Raw genomic sequence first — 19,870 nt, 5'->3', positions numbered from 1 at the left:
GATACCGCCAACGAGCGATGTGTGAGACCGTCTTCTCCACGATTAAGCGCACGCTCGGCGACGCCGTGCGTGCGCGAACTTGGTACGGTGAATTTCGTGAACTCGTTTTGATGTGTGTCGTTCACAATATCAAGCAGTCTCTGAAACAGTGAAATCAAGCTCCGTCTGGCGATTCACCACGGCCCAATAAAGCCTTATCGAACTCACGCACCAATCATGAAGTAATGACAGAGAATCCGGATGCGGCGGAGGGGGCGGGTGGCGACGGTCAGCGACAGGAGCGGACTGTCCGCCTCACAGTCCCCGAGATGGATTGTCCCTCCTGCGCCCAGAAGGTAGATAAGAGCCTCCAGCGCGTTGACGGCGTTGTCGACGCCACCCTCCAGCCGACCACGGGAACGGCCGCTGTCACGTACGACCCTGAGCGCACCAGCGGGACAGACGTGGTCAAGGCGATTGAGGCTGCTGGCTACGAGGTCAGCGGCGGCCCGGACTCCGACGCCGATGAGCAAGCGGAGACGGGTGGCGGTGCCGATATCGCGCCGCCGTCGGAGGTCTGGACGAGTCCTCGCGCGAAGAAGACGTGGCTCGGCGCAGCGCTGGTCACGTTCGGTCTCCTGTTCAAATTTCTCCTGACGGCACAGAACGTCGCGGTAGCAAGCGCTCTCGGGTATCCGCTGTCCGTTGCCGACGCCCTGTTTCTGGGAGCCGTCGCCGTCAGCGGTGTCCCCGTCGTCCGCAGTGGCTACTACTCTGCGAAGAATCTAAGTCTCGATATCGACCTGCTGATGGGCACGGCTATCATCGCCGCGACCGGCATCGGTTATTTCGTTGAGGCTGCGACGCTGGCCGTCCTGTTCAGCATTGCAGAACTGCTCGAAGACTACGCGATGGACAGGGCACGAGACTCTCTGCGTGAACTGATGGAACTGTCACCTGACGAGGCCACCGTTGTGCGCGATGGCGAGGAAGTGACGGTGCCCGCCGACGAGGTAGAGGTGGGTGAGACTGTGGCCGTCCGCCCCGGTGACAAGATCCCGCTTGACGGCACGGTCGTCGAGGGCGAGAGCGCGGTCGACCAGTCACCGATCACCGGCGAAAGTGTCCCCGTCGACAAGGTCGCCGGTGACGATGTCTACGCCGGCGCAATCAACGAAGAGGGATACCTCGAAGTGACGGTCACGTCGACGGCGGGCGACTCGACGCTCTCGCGCATTATCGAGATGGTGCAGGGCGCACAGGCGAAAAAGACCGACACTGAGCAGTTTGTCGACCGGTTCTCGGGCTACTACACGCCAGCCGTCGTTGTGCTGGCGATTCTGACCGCCGCCATCCCGCCACTGGTCATCACCGACCCAGTGTCAGTGGCTGTAGCGGGGTATAGAGTCACGTTCGTCGGCGACTGGCAGACGTGGTTCATCCGTGGGCTCACGCTGCTGGTGATTGCCTGCCCCTGTGCGTTCGTTATTTCGACGCCCGTCTCGGTGGTCTCGGGCATCACCAGCGCCGCAAAGAACGGCGTTCTCATCAAAGGCGGCAACTATCTCGAGGCGATGGGCGAGGTCGACGCTGTCGCCGTCGACAAGACGGGGACGCTCACGAAAGGCGAACTCGCTGTCACCGATGTTGTCCCTGCCGGCGACACCGACGCGGCGACGCTCCTCAGTCACGCCGCCGGACTGGAACGTCGCAGCGAGCATCCGATCGCCACGGCGATTCTCACCCGTGCCACCGAGGACGGTGTAGAGGACCTGCCTGCAGTGACTGGCTTCGAGACTCTCACCGGAAAGGGTATCCGCGGAGAGATTGACGGCGAGATATATTACGCGGGCAAGCCTGCGCTCTTCGAGGAGGTGGGCTTCGACCTCTCACGTACTCGCCGCGAGGCAGACGGTGTCCTCAGGAGCGGAGCGACCGGGGACTCCTCAGATCATCGGTCTGACGGTGGCGTCGTGTCGGAAGAGACACCTGCGTCCGGTGGCGGGGCATTCGCCGGGAATACACTCGCCGCACTGGAGCGGGAGGGCAAGACAGTCATTATCGTCGGAACGGACTCGGAACTGCTGGGTGCCATCGCTATCGCCGACGAGGTACGCCCCGCCTCAAAACAGGCTGTCGAGCGCTTACAGGCGCTCGGTATCGAGCGTGTCGTGATGCTGACTGGCGACAACGAAGGCACCGCCCGCGCCATCGCCGACACGGTCGGTGTCGACGAGTATCGCGCCGAACTCCTGCCAGACGAGAAGGTCGATGCGGTCGAGGAGTTGCAGGCGGAGTACGGTACGGTGGCGATGGTCGGCGACGGGATCAACGACGCACCAGCACTCGCCACCGCAGAGGTCGGCATTGCGATGGGTGCTGCCGGCACCGACACCGCGCTGGAAACTGCGGATATCGCACTGATGGGCGATGACATCGGGAAGCTCCCTTACCTGTACGAGCTGTCACACACCGCCACCGACGTGATCCGGCAGAATATCTGGGTGAGCCTCGGCGTGAAGCTCCTGCTCGCACTGGGCGTCCCACTGGGACTGGTAAGCGTCGCGCTCGCGGTCGTGGTCGGCGACATGGGGATGAGCCTCGGCGTCACCGGAAACGCGATGCGGCTATCGCGAATCAAGCCTGACCGGTTTTTCGACGCCTGACGTTTCGCCACCTCACCACTCACGTCCATAGCTATTCTGAGACCGTCGCGACACCAGAGTTGTGTGACCGCAGTCGGTACAGGCTTTTAGACGCGCTCTCTTGAGAGCGACGTAGCTCCGCTAGCGTAGCGAATCACAGGACGACGACAACGATGCCAGCGGCGGCGACGACGCCAAGAGCGACCGTCACCCGCCGGCCCAGTTCGACCGTCCCCAGTAGCCACGCGAGGCCGGCCTTTGTGAGCGTATTCGCAATAGCACCGATGACGATACCGGTAGTTGCGACTCTGGCAGAGATCTCACCGTCCGCTTCGAGTGCGCTCAGCGTAAGCGTGATCGCATCGACGTCAGCAAGCCCCGAAAGAAACGCAGTCACGTAGATACCCGAATCGCCGAACCAGGTATTTGCGGACTGGGACACCAGGAGCACGATCGCGAAGACAGCGCCGAAAAACAGTGCCGGTCGGAGACGAAACGGGTTCGTGAGATCGGTCTCGACCGCCGACTCTGTGGTCGATTGCCAGTAGACGATGCCGGCGATACACACGCCAACACCAGTCATCACTCCGAGCGGCACAGCGACTTGAGGGAGGAGTGCCCGGTTCACGACAGCGACCTCGAGGAGTGCGCGCGGAAACATGACAATCGATGCGACAACAACCGAAAACGAGCCGATCCTGTAGAGGTCGGGAGTTTCACTGATTCGCTCGGCCACTGAGACCGTCGTCGCGGTTGAAGAGACGAATCCGCCAAGGATTCCCGTGAGGGCAATTCCTCGCTTGGCTCCGACAGCCCGACTCAAGATGTAGGCAACGAAGCTCAGCCCGGTGACAAAGCCGACCATCACCCAGATAAACCGTGGATTGATACCATACAGCACATCGAGTTCACGATCAGGCAGAATTGGCAGCACGACCAACACGACGAGGATGAATTTGAGGGACGCACGGCGTTCACGTTCGTCAATCTGGTCGACGAACCTGTGGATCGTCGGCTTCGCAGACAGGAGGATAGTGACAAGCCCGCCGAGAATGATCGCGAAGACCGTCCCGCGTTCGGAGGACACTGCTAACGCGCCCAGAAGGACAGTGAGCAATGCAGCAGTCACCGTCGTGAGTCCGATATCTCCTTCGGTCAGAACTTTCCCGGCATACGCGACGGTCAGGAGGATTGCAATAGCGAGGACTGTGACAGGGAAGAGGGCAGGAAAGAACGCCTGAACGGTTGCGCCGGCGAGGGCAAACAGCGGAAACGTCCGGCTGCCGGCGAACATTCCCCCAGATTCCGCCTGTTCCCGTTCCAGTCCGATGAGAGCGCCAATACCGAATGCAACGAGGAGACGAAGGAGAAGCGAGTCGATGATCTCGACCATTCTCTAGAGTTCAGTCCTCCAAGTTGTCAAACTTCGGGTGTGAGGCCCGGAATCAATTGTCTACTGTGGGTGCTATGGGACCATGCTCGGTTCGAGTTATTTGGAGGGCAGAAAACTGGACGAGCCATTTCAGATGACCGTCTCCCCGTGCTGTCACTCTCTGTCCTGTTCCTCGAGCGAATTGCCGTCTGTTCTTCTGGGACCCGGTGAATCTGAAAATTATGACCCGATGTCGACAAGATAGAACAGCAGAAAGCCGGCTGCGGCGGCACCCACGGGGATTTCGTACGGGCGCTCGTGGAACGTCAGAATCGCTGCGGCCACGATGAGCGCGCCGGCAACCACCGCGTAGCCGAGCTTCTGTGCACCCGTTCCGCGTCCCTCAACCGGGTCTGTACGGACGACCAGTTCGCCCCGCTCAAGCCGGGACAACGTTCTATCGACCCGAGAGGGGACCCGTGCCAGTGCAGGAAGCGACCGGCGAATATCTGCCCGCGTTTCCTCGATGAGTGCATTGAGTTCGTTCTCGATGAGCCCCTGTTCGACGAGGAATGAGCGCACAGCGGCGAGAAAGTCAAACTCCGGATCGAGCTGCCGACAGACACCCTCACCGACGGTCCCGACCCGGATGAGTAACATTACGTCCGGCGGAATCCGGAATGGGAACGCACGGAGATTTGTCGTCAATTCCGTAATTATCATCCGCCAAGTGATTTCTGAGCGGCCTTCGAGGTTCTCGATGACGAGCGCAAGCACCCGGCCGACCTCAGCACGGTTGACGTGTGGCTCAAGGACATCGAGCGCGACAAGCGCATCTACCAGATCATCCACGTCACGACGGACGAGTGCCCGATAGAGCGCGACAATGTCCTCCTGAACCGTGGGTGGAAGGCGTTCGTTCATGCCGAAATCGAAGAGCAACAGACGGCCGTCGTCTGTGACGGCGAGGTTACCCGGATGGGGATCAGCGTGGAACACGCCGTCGACGAGTCCCATCTCTAGATACACATTGATGATCCGTGTCGCCATCTCGTGTGGCGTCATATCGATACCGTCGAAGGCGTTGCCGTCGGTTACTTTCTGCCCGGTCAGATACTCCATCGCTAGCACTCGTTCCGAGCACAGGTCTTCATAGACGGCAGGGATCACGACTCGCTCATCGCCGTCGAAATTCTCCCTGATGTCAGCCATGACCGTCGCTTCGCGGTCGAAGTCCAGTTCGTCCAGAATTATGTCCTCAAAATCGTCAGCCGCATTTTCGATCGAATACTGCTGGCGCTCGGTAGCGAAGGGGCGAATCAACGGAACCAGCCCCCGGACGACCCGAAGGTCACGCGTAATCATGGGCTTCAGTTCAGGTCGTCGCACCTTCAGTGCGATTCGCTCACCTCGGTAGGTCGCCGTATAGACGTACGCGAGCGACCCGCCGGCGACCGGTTCGAGTGTCGACTGATCGAGTTCGTCGCCAAGCTCTTGTGCAATGACGTGCTTTGGATCTCCCCCCGCGCCCTCGGGGACCTCGTCTTGGAGGGTTCCGAATACGTCGGCATAGACCGGCGGGACGATATCGGGGCGTGTCGAGAGTACCTGCCCGACTTTGATGAACGCCGGTCCGAGTTCGAGCATCGTATCCCGGATCTGCTCGGCTCGCTGTCGATGGGCCTCGTCCGGGACCTGCCTTCGTGAGCCAAACAGGATGAACCGCCGCCGATCGCGGAGAAATGCCAGCGCGAATGGGAAAAACCGGACGAGAACGATCAAGTACCGGCGAAACAACCCGCTCATTCTATCGGAGTGAATAGCGGTTGAGGAGCGTCAATTGACAGTACATACACTGGTTTCGATCAAGTGGCATATATAAATGGAGGAAAACTGGATCCCCTCGGATATCTAGTCTCTTAGGATTGCATTAAGTGCTGATTTGCTAGAATATCTTCGAACTTGATGAAACAGCCGAACGAGCAGATAACGAACTCGACGGAATCAGTCTCACATATCGAATACTATCGATAGAAGCGATCAAGGAAACCGAAAGAACGCACGGAATATCTGTGATCTCATCTTATAGGATATATTGTGTTATCCGCTGTTTTGTAACCGTTGCGACTTCCTAAAGGAGAGTCCCAGCTACATAGTTGCTCAGTGAAGGCCTGGATTGATCCCTTCCCGCTCCCAGTATTGAACGTATAACATAACCAATTATATTCGTTCTGCCTGATTCCGTAATATTGGGAAACCCACATGAAGTTAATACATTTAGCTGACAATTGCACAATATGGTTGCTCAGTCAACACACCAGCAAGGATGTTCTGCTGGTCCGTGGACAGGTTGAAAAGGATCAGGCGACCTTCGAGGAGACCATCGTCGACTCGCTGCGGAACAACCCTGTCGCCAGCGAACTGACCGCTGTCCAGAACGACGCAGTCTACCGTGGTGGATATCTTGATCAGGGGCCGATCATCAACCTCTTCCAGACCGAAGCCGCGGCCCAGCGGATCTACTCCAACGAGTTTTCCGAGGAGACAGTGTTCGACCGGCAGCGGGTGGCAGATATCATCACCGGCTCTACCTAACTGACTGCGGTGACGGCCAGACATGAAACCAGTGTCATTAATGACGAGCGCTATCACGCTACTGCCACGGTTCTGGACACACCACTGTTTCCAGTAAAATACCACCAGATAGCGACCAGATTTCACAGGAAATGTGGAGTGGTGGACGGATGAACAGTCATAATCGGAAGTTAGTCCGTGCGTGTCCGAACTACCTGGCGAATACAGGTGTCGGCGAGATGACTCGCGAGTGTGTCGCAACGAACTCAGGGCCCCGTTCCAGAGCGCGGTATTGTGCGGTAGCTGCAAAACAAATAAACGCCACGAGCGCATACTAAACGGTGATGACCGACGAGCTAGCAGAGATCCGACAGAAGAAGCTCGAAGAGCTCAGAAACGGAGAGCGAGGGACCGCTGCTGAGAACGAGAACAGCGAGTCGGCAGCCGAACCAGTCCACGTCCACGGCGCAGGCGACCTACAGGACACCGTTGATGATGGGGTCGTCCTCGTGGACTTCTACGCCGACTGGTGTGGCCCGTGCAAGCAACTCGAACCCGTCGTCGAGCGCATCGCCGCTGGCACCGCCGCGACCGTAGCGAAAGTCGACATCGACGCAAACCAGCAGTTGGCAGCCAAATACGGCGTCCGTAGCGTACCGACGCTGTTGCTGTTCGCTGATGGCGAGCCGGTCGAGCGCTTAGTGGGGATGCAACAGGAACCGCAGCTCCGGTCGCTCATCGAGAGCTACACCTGATTCTCTCGGCTGTGTCATCCCAGTTTGCTACCGCACTGGAGTCACATCTGGTGTATTGGTGGATTCACGTCTCAATCGCCAGCGGAAGATCGCTAACCGGCTTGGACTTTAGCCAGTATGGCTTCTGAGCGCTGGTAGCGACCCAGTGTTTCAACAGAGCTACTATTGTTTATATTGTACAATCAAAGAGTTATTGTTCTTGGAGGACTAAGTGTGTTGTATGGAGCGTAACGTCGGTTCGACAGACAAGACTGCCAGAATCCTCATCGGTGCCATCGCGGGGCTGGTATCGCTCGGTATCCTCGCCAGCACCGTTCCGCTGCCAGCAATACTTGCACCTGTGCTCGGGCTCGCCGCGGTGCTATTGCTCGTCACTGGCTTCACCGGATTCTGCGGGCTGTACGGACTCCTGGGTGTCGACACCTGCTCTGTCGACACCCGGTGAACAATCGGGGCGGGGCCTGATCGGCTCACACCGAGCAGCGACTGATTCTTCGAATCGAGGTTCCCGGTCAGCCTATTCTCAGACAGGTGGCCAGGCATCTGGCAATGACGAAAAATACGATTTCACTGGTTCTGGACCGCACGACCGAGCGACCGGACGATGGCGAGCACGTATCGGATGCCGGTAAGAAACTCGCCGCTTCGAATCCCATCCCAGACATCGTGCAGATCGACTGGCCCGCTGGAGTTCGCGTCGCCGAGTGCGCCGAGGACAGTCTGTAGCGCGCCTCGTGTGTCATCACTGGCGGCTGTCTCGGCGAGTTCGCCGAGCGAGGCGCCAGTCCCGGCGAGGGAGGTGACCATCTCGTCGTCCATCGCAGCGGTCCCGAGTTCGGCTACTTCGACCAGTTCGTTGACCGTATCGAGATTGCGGACGAACGTGGCGAAGGCCTCGGGGTTCTCCTCGATGGCGGTGGTCAGTTCCTCGCTCAGATCGTCAGCCGATGATTGTTGTTCACTCATTGTTTGTCACCTCAGAGTAGCCCCCGCGCTGTGAGCCAGTAGGATTCGTTGTACGCAAGCTTCGACCAGTGCATGGCCCGACTCGGTTCACTCGGCTCAGGCGGGCGTTCGTAGTCGAACTCGACGAACGTGGCGTCATCCATCCCAGTCTCGATAAAGCAGACGGTCTTGCCGCTGTAGACAGCTGTCGCTGGCTGGCCGCGGACCTCACTCGCGAGTCGCTGAGCGACGACGTGGGCCTGATAGTGCGCCGCGCTCCCGGCCTTTGGGACCCCGGTCTGGGCGGCATCGCCGATGGCGTACACGTCGTCGAAGCCGGTCGCTTCGAGCGTGTGCTTGTCGACATCTACCCACCCTCCATCGCCGAGGCCGGCCGACTCGACGAAGTCGCTGCCGGTGTGTGGCGGGATGGCGACGAGGAGGTCGTAGTCCAGCTCCGTCCCTTCCATCGACGTAATCGTCTCCGCATCGGGGTCGACAGCCTCGGCGTTGAACATCGTCTCAATGGCGATATCGCGCTCCCGGAGTCGCGGGTCGGCCCACTCCGCGATGTGTTCGTTTCCGTGGACCCGCATGATGGGGTAGGTGTAGGTGATGTCGAACGCGTCCCGACGGCCGCGTTCTCGGAGCCAGTCGTCGACCATGAACGTGAACTCAAGCGGCGCGGCCGGACACATATGTGGCGTCCCGACAACGCTCAGGACGATGTGGCCGCCGTTCATTTCCAAGAGTTCGTCACGGAGAGCTTGGGAACCGTCTTCGCCGTAGAAGTGGTGCCCGCCCTCGGCGAGGCCCGGAACCCGCTCTGGTTCGAGCTGTGCCCCTGTCGCGACGACAAGTTTGTCGTACGGCGCAGGGTCGATAGCGTCGACAAGTTCGAGTTCTTTGCGCTCGTGGTCAACATCAACGACGTAGTCCTGCCGGATGGTGACGCGGTTATCGACGACCTCTCGAAGGGGCCGGCGGCCGTCCGCAGGTTCGCGCTGTCCGAAAGCGACGTAGAGCCAGACCGGCTTGTAGACGTGGTCCCCGCTGTCGTTGAATAGCGTGATCTCGACCTCGCCGGCGGCTAGCTCCGCATCGAGTTTCTCCGCGAGGGTGTTCGCCAGTACGGTACCACCGGTGCCGCCACCGACGATTGCGATATGTTCGGTCATAGTTTCTTCACGTGAATCCTGTAGTGGTCGCCTTCATCGGCGATATCAAGGACTTCGTTGCCGGACTCGTCGGCCCACTCCTGGACCTCCGACGGCGACTTCTCGGCGTCGCTCAACAGGGCGATAACGGAGCCGGTATCGACGGCCCGAACCTCCGAGATGAGGTCCATCAGCGGACCCGGACAGGTCGCGCCCCGAGCGTCGACAGTCGTGTCAGCCTCAGTGTGACTTTGATTGGTGGTCATGCTTTCTCATCCGTACATAGGCAAGCTATGAATTTAATAATGTATGGGTGTTCCAAGACTGTGAGAAAGCAGTTTATCTATACGCAAACACCCTCGGTGACCACACACCAGTTTAAGTAAAGTTCGGGGCGAACGTGCCGCACTTCAGAGCGGGGAGGATGGCAAGAATCCGGTGGGGCCGACGAACGGCTGGCCGGTGAAGGCATCGTCGTCCGTTCGCTACCCGAGCCATCGGCGGTGCGGGCGTCGATACACGCGGTCAATACTGAGTCAGAAGTCGACCGGCTTGCGACGGCACTGACCGCGGAATTCTGACGTACCGAGTCAGTCGAGTCGACCCGGTCGCCGCTGATGGGTGGCGACCAGTCCGAGGAAGTTCTCGAATACCGTCGTCGCCTCCCGGGCGGCTGCGACCGACTCATCAGTAATCGTTGCCGTTACTGCCTCCCGCCGGTCGTCGGTGAGGTCCTTGTTGCCGATGACCCACTCGGCTGTCTCGCGGTCGTACTCGGGGTGGAACTGCACGCCGTAGCGTGTGCCGAGCCGAAACGCCTGTATGCCGTACTGGTTTCGCGCCAGTTCTACCGCACCCGCAGGCAGTTCGGCGACGCGGTCAGAGTGTGTCTGGAACGCGGTGAACGACGGCGACATATCGGCAAACAGCGGGTCCTCGCCTCGCCGGTGAACTGTTCGGTATCCGAGTTCGTGTTCGCCCATGTCGACCACGCGCCCACCGAGAGACTGCGCAAGGAACTGGTGGCCCCAGCAAATTCCCAGGGTTGGTACGTCCGCCCGGTGGACGTCCCGGACCCACGACGTGAGGTCGTGAATCCAGCCGTGGTCGTCGTACACCGATGTCTGTGACCCACTGATAACCACGCCGTCGTACCGCCAGTCGCCGCCCGCGGGCACCGGTGGGAGATGACCATCGCTGACTTTGTACACCGTCGTCTCGGCGTCAAGCGACCGGGTCAGGTTTCGTTCTGCGGGTGTCTCACCGACTGATGCATCGACGATTGCGATTGTCTGGTTCATGTTTGGGGGGCCGGGAAAAGCCGCTCAGTGGCTCTCGTCGCTCAGACGAGCAGTTGGATGTCGGACTCGGCCATATGCTGGAGCGCAGTGGCCGCCCCGACGCCGACAGTAACGTCGTCGTAGAAGTCGTCCTCGTCGTAGTCCATCAGTTCGATGGTCATCTGACAGGCCTGCAGTTCGACGCCCTGGTCCAGCGACAACTCGATGAGTTCGTCGATCGTCGCCGTCCCGTTGTCGTCGATACGCTTTTCCATCATCCGCGTCGCCATGCGGTCCATGCCAGGCAGCGCCGCGAGCGCGTTCGGCATCGGCATGTTCGGGTTACCGACGGCCGACAACTGGAGGTTCTCGGACTTCTCCTCGTGGAGGATATCCAGACCCCAGAACGTGTGGAACACGACCACGTCCCAGCCGAACGCGGCCGCGGTGCTGGCGAGAATGAGCGGCGGATACGCCATGTCAAACGACCCTTGGGTCGCCACGATGGTCATTTTCTTTTGTTCGTCGTCGGCTTCCAGGTCGGCGACGGTCTCTTCGAGTTCTTCGATCCGAGCCTGCAGTTCCGCCTCGGTCATCGAATCGCCGTCGCCCGCCGATGGTGTGTCCGTGCTCATTTTAGTCCGTCTTCTCGACGTAGTGTTTGTACACGTCGCCTTCGTCGACCTGTTCGAGTAGTGCCACGCCGTTCGTTCCCTCGGCCCAGCCCTCGATGTCACTCATACTGCCGCTGTCGGTCGCGATGACCTCCAGTACTGACCCCTCGGCGAGGTCGTCTATCGCCTGTTTCGTCTTGACGACCGGCATTGGGCACGATGCACCTTTCACGTCGAGCGTCTCTGCGATGTCGAATGCTTCACTCATTGTTGGAAAGACTCCAGCTACTGTATTGGAGCTACTACACAATATCGGGTGGATAGTTAAAAGAATATCGATTATTGTGCTATTCTAGCAACACCAACTTTGGACAATGCGCTCTCATATGGCTTTAAGAGAGTCTCTTACACCATAACTGTACTTTATCGGTGTTCTCTAACGTAATGATATTGTGTAGATTGGGAATTTCTATACAAACTCTTTTATGCCTCAACCCTGTAGCAATGAGTGTACTACATGAACGCTGAAGACTTCCCGACGCCGGACGCAGACGTCGAATCGGTCACGCCCGAAACGCTGAAATCGCGTATCGACGACGGAGAGTCGGTCACGATCCTCGACGCGCGTATGTCCGGGGACTACGAGGAATGGCACATCGACGGGGAAAACGTCGAATCCATCAACGTCCCGTACTTCCACTTTCTGGAAGACGAGCTAGATGCAGACATCATCGCGGACGTGCCGAACGACCGCGAAGTCACGGTTCTCTGTGCGAAAGGTGGGGCCAGCGAGTATGTCGCGGGCACACTCGCAGACCGCGGCTACGACGTTCACCACCTCGAAGACGGCATGAACGGGTGGGCGCGCATCTACGAGACCGTCGAAGTCACTGACTACGACGGAGCCGGCACACTCCTACAGTACCAGCGGCCGTCCTCCGGCTGTCTCGGCTATCTGGTCTACGACGACGACGAAGCCGCTATCATCGACCCGTTGCGCGCCTTTGCCGACCGATACTTCGACGATGCTGACGAGCTGGGCGTCGACCTGAAATACGCGCTTGACACGCACATCCACGCGGACCACATTTCGGGGGTCCGCGGCCTCGATGCGGCGGGCGTCGAGGGCGTCATCCCCGCAGCCGCCGTGGACCGCGGGGTCACCTACGCCGCGGAGCAGAGCTCCGCGAGCCCTGTCTCGCAAGCTCGGCAGGACGCCGACGACCTGACGACTGCCGAGGACGGCGACACCTTCGAGGTCGGCGATGTCACCATCGAGACCGTCGCGACGCCCGGCCACACGACCGGTATGACTTCGTATCTCGTCGACGACAGCCTGCTCGCCACCGGTGACGGGCTTTTCATCGAGAGTGTCGCCCGACCGGACCTCGAAGAGGGCGACGAGGGCGCACCCGACGCAGCTCGGATGCTCTATGAGTCATTGCAGGAGCGCGTGCTGACACTGCCCGATGATACGCTCATCGGGGGCGCGCACTTCAGCGACGCGGCCGAGCCGGCCTCCGACGGCTCCTACACCGCACCCATCGGCCAGCTTGTCGAGGAGATGGACGCTCTCACTATGGACGAGGACGACTTCGTCGAGACGATTCTGGCCGATATGCCACCGCGACCGGCGAACTACGAGGACATCATCGCGACGAACCTCGGCCAGAACACCGTCGACGACGAGGAGGCGTTCACGCTGGAACTCGGACCGAACAACTGCGCGGCGAGCCAGGAATCGCTCGCGGGTGACTAACCGTCGATGGTAGCTGACCCTGTCCCGCTGCAACTGGCCGCCGAGCTGTTCCCCAACGGTATCAGCCGGTACGCCATCGGCGGCCTCTTCGTCGGTCTCGGCGCGGCGGTAATCTACGTGGGCACCGGCATTAGCGCCGGCGCGAGCACGTTCCTCGAATCGACGCTGTCGTACGTCTCCGGCCAGTCGCGGTTCCAGCAGTACGTCGCCTCTCGTGACTGGCGGCTCGTGTTCACGCTCGGCATCATCCTCGGCGCGGCCGTGTACGCGGTCGTCTACCAGGGTGGCGCGTGGACAACGGATGTCTCCTGGTGGCGGCTGTTGCTTGGTGGCATCTTCGTCGGTATCGGAACCCGCGTCGGGAAGGGCTGTACCTCGGGCCACGGCGTCTGTGGCGTGGGATCGGCCTCGAAAACGTCACTGGCGGGCGTCCTCGCCTTCCTGCTGGTCGCGATACTGACTGCACAGGTCGTCGCCGCACTGGGGGTGACGCCGTAATGGCGACGTCGACGGACCGGCACCCGCTGTTCATCCCGCTCGTGCTGGTCGGCGGGCTCATCTTCGGCTTCGGCCTCGGCTACAGCCACATGGCCCGTCCCGAGGTGGTGCTGAACTTCCTCCAGTTCGAGGACTTCGGCCTGCTGTTCGTGATGTTCGGCGGCGCGGCCGTGACAGGGATCGTGTTCTTTGTCATGCCGCGCGTGCTGGACCGGGCACCGCTGACCGGCGACCCATTCGAACGTCGGCTGAAGTCCTTCGACCGGAACGTGCTGATCGGCGGCGCGATATTCGGCGTCGGCTGGGGGCTCTCCGGGATCTGTCCGGGTGCCGCCTACGCCAGCCTCGGCATCGGAAACGTGACTATTCTGTGGGCGCTCGCGGGGATGTTCCTCGGTGCGTACCTACAAGGGTGGTGGCGAAGCCGCGCAACCGACGGCGTCGACCCGTCCCCCACGGGAGCGGACTGAACGTACCCCGATTTTCACAATGGAACTCCAGCTTCTCGCGCTCTTCTTGACCGCCGGTCTCGCGAGCCTGTTCATGTCGTGGGTTATCGGTGCTGGCTCTAGCGGCGCGACGCCGTTCGCGCCCGCTGTCGGTGCCAACGCCATTTCGACGATGCGGGCGGCGTTCATCGTCGGCATCTTCGGGCTCGCGGGCGCGGTGACACAGGGGTCGAACGTCTCGGAAGCGGTCGGCCGCGGCCTCATCGGCGGCGTCACCCTTCCCGCCACTGGGGTCATCGTCGCGCTGCTGGCCGGCGCTGGGCTCATGGCCGTCGGTATCTACACCGGTTACCCCATCGCGACGGCGTTTACTGTGACCGGCGCAATCATCGGTGTCGGGCTGGCCCTCGGTGGCACCCCCGTCTGGGGGAAGTACCAGCAAATCGGTGCCGTCTGGGTCCTGACACCGGTCGTCGGCGGCGGTTTCGCCTACGCCATCGCGAGCGTGCTGCCGCGGTCTGATGCCCCCGAAAAGGCCACCATTCCGACGCTCGCGGCGCTGGTCGGCGTCGTGCTGGCCAACGTCGAGTTCGCGTTTCTCGGGTCCGGCGGCGGCCCCGGTTCGCTGACGAGCCTCGGCCAGCGACTGCTCGGCATCGACGGCGTCGTGGCGACAGTCGTTCTCTCCGGCACTGTCGCCGCCGTGGTGTGGGCCGCGGTGTACCGAGACATCCGCCACGACGAGGCGGGCGGACTCAGACACGTCCTGCTAGCGCTCGGTTCTCTGGTCGCCTTTTCAGCCGGTGGGAGTCAGGTCGGGCTGGCGGTCGGTCCGTTGCTCCCATTGCTGGACGAGGTTGGGGCGCTCTCGCCAGCGGTCGTCCTGCTGGGGGGTGGCCTCGGAATTCTGGTCGGGTCGTGGACCGGCGCGCCACGGATGATAAAATCGCTCGCACAGGACTATTCTTCGCTGGGCCCGCGGCGCTCTATCGCCGCGCTCGTCCCCTCGTTCCTCATCGCGCAACTCGCCGTCTTCCTCGGTGTGCCGGTGTCGTTCAACGAGATTATTGTCAGCGCTATCATCGGAAGCGGTGCCGCAGTCGGCGGCAGCGAGGCGGTCGACCCACAGAAGATTGTAGTCACGGTTGGCGCGTGGGCCGGGTCGTTCACGCTTGCGCTGGCCGTTGGCTTCGGGTCAATGACCGCGATGGGCGCGCTCTGACCCCCCATTTCAGGCGGTTCGTGGCGGCGGGACGAGGTAGACGTTCCCGGTCGCCTGCGCGACGATATCCTCGGAGACGCTGCCGAGCAACAGCCGGCGCATCCGGCTCTGGCCACGAGAGCCGACGAGCGTTGTCGTTGGCGTCACGGCCGCTTCGACATCGAGAATCTCCTCAGCGGGGTCGCCACGGCGGACCTCGACGTTCGTTTCGATGTCCCACTGTGACAGTGTGTCGGCGAGCGACGCAAGCTGTTCAGATGGGTCCGCCTCGCTCGTCGCATCTTTCGGTGATTCCACGTGGACGAGCGTCGCTTCCTGGGTCGCGTGGCGGAGATACTGAAACGCGTCGAAGGCACGCGTTGCGTTCTCAGAGAAGTCAGTCGCGTAGAGCACCCGCTGGAACAGGTGCTCCCTGAGCACGTCCGGTTCGTCTGTACTGCGTTCGATGCGGTTGACCAGCAACGGCACCACCGTGGTTCGCGCGAGGTTCCGAGCAGTGGAACCAATGACGCGGTTATTGAGTGGACTCTGCCCCCGGGACCCGATTATTGTCACGTCGGCTTTCTCTGCCTCCGCGATACCGTTGATGCGGCGGTGGGGAGTCCCACGCACGACGTGGGTCTCAGTGTCGAACCCGGCGTCCTCCATCACATTCTGGTACCGCGTAAGTCCCTGTTTGCGCCGCTTGCTGAAGTTCATTCCCGGCATCCCTGCGTGGACGTTCGATGGGATGACGGTGACGAGGTGGACCGTATCGACACCGATGCGTCCGAGGCACTCGAGACACGTCTCGTTCTGTATCGCCGCTTCACTCGCCGCCGAGAGGTCTGTCGCATAGATGGCTCTCATACTCGACAGTACGCAGCCAACTGTTAATATTGTTTTGTTTGTACAAGACAGTCAGATTTGGATTGGTCTGTAGAGCTGCTGTCTCACCTGACGGTAGGTCAATCTAGGTAGCCACGCCGTACTGAGAGCCGATTACATAAACGCGACAGAACAGCGCGCGCAACATTATTACGGGCAAGAAGCAGGGTTTTGAACAGTGACCATATGTGGCCGATATTTGTATAACGTATGCAGATATCTCCGTGGGATAGCGGTGTGATACCCGTCGATAATATTGTTTGACAGTCCCAAAACTGTTATCAGTACCCTCCGATTAGGGGTGATTGAGTAGAAAAGTATGATACGTTCACGACAGCACAATATTAGAGGTGAATCCCCATGGTAGACCTCGCGGCCTTCACATCGATGGGCGCAGACGGCATCGACGCGGCAATGCTCATCGGCGCGGTGCTGCTGGAGGCGGCCATCCTCTACGTCGGGTACGGGGCAGTAGAAGAGGCATTCGGACAGCGTGTCGTCGAGCGGTTACGAGGGGAGTGACGAATGGAGATACTGGGACTCAGCCTGGCGATGGTGGTGTTGTTTGTCGGGTTCGGCCTGCTCATCGGCGTCCTGTTTGGCTTCTTCGGGATGGGTGGGTCGTTCCTGGTCACCCCGGCACTGCTGGTGATGGGGTATCCCACCCGGGTTGCCGTCGGGAGCGGGCTCGCATTCGTGTTTGGCACATCGGTTATCGCTACACTGAAGCACCGGGATATGGGGCAGGTCGACTACAAACTGGGGGTGCTGATGATCGCCGGAACGACCGCCGGCATCGAAGCCGGGAAAGAGATAGTCCTCCATCTGGAAACGCTCGGGCTGGCTGGCAGTATCATCAGCGTCACGTACGTCGTCCTTCTGGGCGGTATCGGCGCGTTCGTCACCTACGAGGCACTTCGAGGTGGCGATGGCGGCGAGGGGATCGACCACGATGCCGCGGAGGGCGACGTCGACGCCGACGACATCCCGGACATCGCAAAGAAGATTCAATCGTACCGCATCCCGCCGATGATATCGCTTCGTGGCGGCGTCAGCGTCTCCCTCTGGATGATACTTGGCGTCGCGTTCGTCACCGGCCTGCTTTCGGGCTTCCTCGGTGTCGGCGGCGGATTCATCCGTATGCCCGCGCTGTTCTATCTCATCGGAGTTCCCGTCCCCATCGCTGTCGGGACCGACCTCTTCGAGATCGTCTTCTCGGGCGGGCTCGGGAGCTTCCTGTACGCGCTGGACGGTGGTGTCGACCTCTCCATTGTGCTCCCGCTGCTGGCAGGGAGCGCCTTCGGGGCCCGTGTGGGTTCCGCTGCGACGAGCATCGTCGACGAAGACGAAATCAAGGTGTACTTCGGGCTAATGCTGCTCGGCGGCGCCCTCGCTGTCGCGGTCCGTGAAATCGGCAACGTCTACGGTATCGACGCCCTGAACACGGTCAGTCTGGTGCTCATCCTCGGCTCCGCGTTGCTGGTCAGTGGTGCTGTCGTCTACAGCAGCATCACTGCGCTCCGGGAAGAGCGTCAGTCGTCATCGCCCGCGTGAGGGTGCGTCGGACCATCTTTTTTGTCACAGTCTGACACGCACCCTCAATTGAGCCGGTACTTACTTCCGAGTATGTCTCTGCCTCACTGGACAGTTCGCAACTCGTTAAGTGGAAACATTGCGTTCTTTCCCCAATGGCCCGCCTAAACGTGACTGAACTCAGGGGAAGTTTTTCACATGAGTAACAACGAGTGCGGGAGTCCACGTCCAGACATTGGCACTAATGAAGGGTTGGTTGTGAGTGCTTCTGACGGGGAAATCGTTGAGACAACTGGGCTGGTCTCACGGGTGACCGGCTACTCAAAAGCAGAGTTGCTTGCGATGCCACTATCTGCCCTGTTCTGTGCCGCAGGTACGGATGATTCCGACAAGCAAGTTGGGACGGCGTTATCCGAGACGGACGGACGATCTTATGTAGTTCTTGAATGTGCCGGCGGGACGCGGACAACCGTCGAACAGCATAGCTACACGGTTCGTATCGGGCCGCAAACATACGTCTGCACGACGCTTCGGCTGCCAGCGGCAGAACCTGGGTCGTTGACGCTGCCGGGAAAGGATGCGTTCCGACGACTGCATAAAGCTGCGATGGAGAGCGAGAGCGTTGCAGACACCGCACAGCGATTGCTAACGCTGGGATGTGACTACCTTGGAGCTGACGCCGGCGCGCTTGCACGCATCGACGATGCCACGTACACGGTTGAGTATACCAGCAGTGAATCCGCCGTGTACGAACCGGGGCAGTCAATGCCCCTCGGTGAGACTATCGCCAGTGAAGTAGTCACTGGTGCCGTAACGGATCCTGCCACGTTTGTCGTGGGCGAAGGCCAGCACAGCTCTCTAGACGCGCACGGAGCGTACGCCGGCGCACCCGTGGCAGTCGGTGAAGATACCTACGGTGTCATTGAATTCACTGGTCTGGCGACACGCGAAGGTGCGTTTGGGCAGTCCGAACGGGAGTTTGTCGACTTCACTGCACAGTGGCTCGGGAGTAAAATCGAGCAGGAGAGACAGAGCAAACGGTTGGAACGGTGTGAAATGGCACTGGAAACTGTTGATGAGCCGGCCCACGCACTTGAAACCGACGCAGTTGATGACCTGTTATCTCATACCCGCGGCACGACTGCCAGCAAACAACGAGCCCGACTTTTTGACAGTGTGTTCAACCAGACCTATCAGTTCACTGCACTGCTCGAACCCGATGGAACGGTCATCGAGACCAACGATGCGACCCTCGAATTCGGTGGCTTCAACCGTGCAGATATGGTTGGGAAACCCTTCGCTGAAGCGCCATGGTGGAGTCACTCTGAAACCGTCCGTGACCGTGTCTGGGACGCTCTCAAGCGCGCGGCCGACGGTGAGTCTGCCCGCTACGAGACAGAAGTTCGGGACAGTCAGGAAGTCGGGACTATCGACTTCACCGTCAAGCCCGTGACCAACGAAGACGGGTGTGTAAATATGTTGGTGGTCGAGGGGCGGGACATCACAAAACAGAGCCGACATCGAGATCATCTACAGGTCATGCAGCGTGTGATGCGACATCATATGCGCAACGACCTGACGAAGCTCCGGGGGTTCACTGGAGCGCTGTACACCCTGCCTGATTCGGAAGCGCAGTCGAGATACTTCGAGCGCATTGAAGCGATTCTGGATAAGTGGACCGACATGATCGAAAAGACACGGCAGATTGGACAGGTGCTTGAAGAACAACGACACTCGCAAGCCACCACGGCGGTAGACGAACTCGTTGCCCACGCGACCGCCAGAGCTGACGAGTTCGTCGCCGAGACAAGAATCAGGAACGACCTGCCAGATGGTGTGACACCACACCTCCCGACTGTCATGCGCGAAGCGGTCAGTGAATTACTCGGAAACGCCGCCGATGCTACTCCCGACTCGAATGGACAGATTACAGTAACGCTCTCGCAAACCGCTGACGACTGGGTCGGTATTACCGTTGCAGACAACGGCTTTGGACTGCCGGATGCGGAAGCAAGCGTACTCAGGACGGGCGAAGAGACGCCACTAAACCACGGACAGGGGATCGGCCTCTGTATGGTGCGGATGATCGTCAAGCAGGTGGGCGGCGATGTCTCCGTTGATGTGACTCAGGGCGGGACCGAAGTGACACTGCACGTGCCGGCGAGCGAGAGTCTGCGAAAAAGAGGGTAAGTTGCTACCTGTATGTCCTTTTTATCTCCAT

General features: G+C 60.3%; 21 protein-coding genes and 1 pseudogene. 13 read left to right on the top strand and 9 right to left on the bottom strand.

Going from position 1 to position 19,870, the window contains the following annotated elements; translation table 11 throughout:
- Together G9463_RS09300 and G9463_RS09295 are read left to right on the top strand one after the other, a co-directional pair.
- The coding region (locus tag G9463_RS09300) for a transposase (protein WP_165896536.1) at positions 1-152 on the top strand (152 nt) is incomplete at its 5' end.
- Positions 153-224: 72 nt separating this feature from the next.
- Positions 225-2,645, top strand: a complete 2,421-nt coding sequence (locus G9463_RS09295) for a cation-translocating P-type ATPase (protein WP_165896535.1) — start codon at positions 225-227, stop codon at positions 2,643-2,645.
- Positions 2,646-2,778: 133 nt separating this feature from the next.
- On the opposite strand, the gene G9463_RS09290 is transcribed toward G9463_RS09295, so the two are convergent.
- Positions 2,779-4,017 carry an MgtC/SapB family protein gene (locus G9463_RS09290; RefSeq protein WP_165896534.1) on the bottom strand — a complete coding sequence of 413 codons (1,239 nt, stop codon included), beginning with the start codon at positions 4,015-4,017 and terminating at the stop codon, positions 2,779-2,781.
- A 219-nt stretch (positions 4,018-4,236) separates the two neighbouring features.
- A complete protein-coding gene (locus tag G9463_RS09285; protein ID WP_165896533.1) occupies positions 4,237-5,802 on the bottom strand; it encodes an AarF/ABC1/UbiB kinase family protein in 1,566 nt (521 codons plus the stop codon).
- A 495-nt stretch (positions 5,803-6,297) separates the two neighbouring features.
- Here G9463_RS09285 and G9463_RS09280 point away from each other — a divergent pair, with 495 nt between their 5' ends.
- From G9463_RS09280 to G9463_RS09270, 3 genes are all read left to right on the top strand, one after another.
- Positions 6,298-6,591, top strand: coding sequence for a hypothetical protein (locus G9463_RS09280; RefSeq protein ID WP_240149991.1), 294 nt, complete (start codon positions 6,298-6,300; stop codon positions 6,589-6,591).
- Positions 6,592-6,914: 323 nt separating this feature from the next.
- Positions 6,915-7,325: a thioredoxin gene (gene trxA, locus G9463_RS09275; protein ID WP_007188600.1), complete on the top strand. Its 411-nt coding sequence runs from the start codon at positions 6,915-6,917 to the stop codon at positions 7,323-7,325.
- Between the two features lie 220 nt (positions 7,326-7,545).
- Positions 7,546-7,770: a DUF2892 domain-containing protein gene (locus tag G9463_RS09270; RefSeq protein ID WP_004966614.1), complete on the top strand. Its 225-nt coding sequence runs from the start codon at positions 7,546-7,548 to the stop codon at positions 7,768-7,770.
- Positions 7,771-7,892: 122 nt separating this feature from the next.
- Here the strand turns inward: G9463_RS09270 and G9463_RS09265 are convergent, their stop codons facing one another.
- Genes G9463_RS09265 through G9463_RS09255 form a run of 3 tightly spaced genes read right to left on the bottom strand, consistent with a single transcriptional unit; the run spans position 7,893 to position 9,693 of the window.
- The gene (locus G9463_RS09265; RefSeq protein WP_007188601.1) at positions 7,893-8,291 is read right to left on the bottom strand and encodes a hypothetical protein; all 399 of its coding nucleotides are present in this window, start codon (positions 8,289-8,291) and stop codon (positions 7,893-7,895) included.
- Positions 8,292-8,302: 11 nt separating this feature from the next.
- The gene (locus G9463_RS09260) at positions 8,303-9,448 is read right to left on the bottom strand and encodes an NAD(P)/FAD-dependent oxidoreductase (protein ID WP_165896532.1); all 1,146 of its coding nucleotides are present in this window, start codon (positions 9,446-9,448) and stop codon (positions 8,303-8,305) included.
- The gene (locus G9463_RS09255; RefSeq protein ID WP_165896531.1) at positions 9,445-9,693 is read right to left on the bottom strand and encodes a sulfurtransferase TusA family protein; all 249 of its coding nucleotides are present in this window, start codon (positions 9,691-9,693) and stop codon (positions 9,445-9,447) included. Before G9463_RS09255 ends, G9463_RS09260 begins: the two co-directional genes overlap by 4 nt.
- 183 nt (positions 9,694-9,876) lie before the next feature.
- Here G9463_RS09255 and G9463_RS23990 point away from each other — a divergent pair.
- A pseudogene (locus G9463_RS23990) lies at positions 9,877-10,008 on the top strand (aminotransferase class V-fold PLP-dependent enzyme); the annotation flags it as partial.
- A gap of 9 nt (positions 10,009-10,017) precedes the next feature.
- Here the strand turns inward: G9463_RS23990 and G9463_RS09250 are convergent.
- Genes G9463_RS09250 through G9463_RS09240 form a run of 3 tightly spaced genes read right to left on the bottom strand, consistent with a single transcriptional unit; the run spans position 10,018 to position 11,589 of the window.
- Positions 10,018-10,728: a type 1 glutamine amidotransferase gene (locus G9463_RS09250; RefSeq protein WP_007188604.1), complete on the bottom strand. Its 711-nt coding sequence runs from the start codon at positions 10,726-10,728 to the stop codon at positions 10,018-10,020.
- Between the two features lie 41 nt (positions 10,729-10,769).
- On the bottom strand, positions 10,770-11,342 hold the full coding sequence (locus G9463_RS09245) for a DsrE/DsrF/DrsH-like family protein (protein ID WP_004966619.1): 573 nt from the start codon (positions 11,340-11,342) through the stop codon (positions 10,770-10,772).
- Position 11,343: 1 nt separating this feature from the next.
- Positions 11,344-11,589 carry a sulfurtransferase TusA family protein gene (locus G9463_RS09240; protein ID WP_004966620.1) on the bottom strand — a complete coding sequence of 82 codons (246 nt, stop codon included), beginning with the start codon at positions 11,587-11,589 and terminating at the stop codon, positions 11,344-11,346.
- A gap of 249 nt (positions 11,590-11,838) precedes the next feature.
- Between G9463_RS09240 and G9463_RS09235 the strand changes: the two genes are divergently transcribed.
- Genes G9463_RS09235 through G9463_RS09220 form a run of 4 tightly spaced genes read left to right on the top strand, consistent with a single transcriptional unit; the run spans position 11,839 to position 15,249 of the window.
- The gene (locus G9463_RS09235; protein WP_165896530.1) at positions 11,839-13,080 is read left to right on the top strand and encodes an MBL fold metallo-hydrolase; all 1,242 of its coding nucleotides are present in this window, start codon (positions 11,839-11,841) and stop codon (positions 13,078-13,080) included.
- A gap of 6 nt (positions 13,081-13,086) precedes the next feature.
- On the top strand, positions 13,087-13,578 hold the full coding sequence (locus tag G9463_RS09230) for a YeeE/YedE family protein (protein WP_004966622.1): 492 nt from the start codon (positions 13,087-13,089) through the stop codon (positions 13,576-13,578).
- A complete protein-coding gene (locus tag G9463_RS09225) occupies positions 13,578-14,048 on the top strand; it encodes a YeeE/YedE family protein (RefSeq protein ID WP_004966623.1) in 471 nt (156 codons plus the stop codon). Before G9463_RS09230 ends, G9463_RS09225 begins: the two co-directional genes overlap by 1 nt.
- Positions 14,049-14,067: 19 nt before the next feature.
- On the top strand, positions 14,068-15,249 hold the full coding sequence (locus tag G9463_RS09220; protein WP_165896529.1) for an inorganic phosphate transporter: 1,182 nt from the start codon (positions 14,068-14,070) through the stop codon (positions 15,247-15,249).
- Between the two features lie 9 nt (positions 15,250-15,258).
- Here G9463_RS09220 and G9463_RS09215 read toward each other — a convergent pair whose 3' ends face one another.
- Positions 15,259-16,098, bottom strand: coding sequence for a universal stress protein (locus G9463_RS09215; RefSeq protein WP_165896528.1), 840 nt, complete (start codon positions 16,096-16,098; stop codon positions 15,259-15,261).
- Between the two features lie 378 nt (positions 16,099-16,476).
- Here G9463_RS09215 and G9463_RS09210 point away from each other — a divergent pair, with 378 nt between their 5' ends.
- The 3 genes from G9463_RS09210 (at position 16,477) to G9463_RS09200 (ending at position 19,839) form a co-directional block, all read left to right on the top strand.
- Positions 16,477-16,638: a hypothetical protein gene (locus G9463_RS09210; RefSeq protein WP_004966626.1), complete on the top strand. Its 162-nt coding sequence runs from the start codon at positions 16,477-16,479 to the stop codon at positions 16,636-16,638.
- A 3-nt stretch (positions 16,639-16,641) separates the two neighbouring features.
- The gene (locus tag G9463_RS09205; protein WP_011224898.1) at positions 16,642-17,670 is read left to right on the top strand and encodes a sulfite exporter TauE/SafE family protein; all 1,029 of its coding nucleotides are present in this window, start codon (positions 16,642-16,644) and stop codon (positions 17,668-17,670) included.
- A gap of 237 nt (positions 17,671-17,907) precedes the next feature.
- Entirely contained in the window at positions 17,908-19,839 is a 1,932-nt protein-coding gene (locus G9463_RS09200) for an ATP-binding protein (RefSeq protein WP_370457905.1), read from the top strand.
- The last annotated feature ends 31 nt before the right edge of the window (positions 19,840-19,870 follow it).

Source organism: Haloarcula sp. JP-Z28, assembly GCF_011440255.1.
Lineage (GTDB): Archaea > Halobacteriota > Halobacteria > Halobacteriales > Haloarculaceae > Haloarcula > Haloarcula marismortui.
This window is presented reverse-complemented; position numbering and strand designations above follow the sequence as displayed.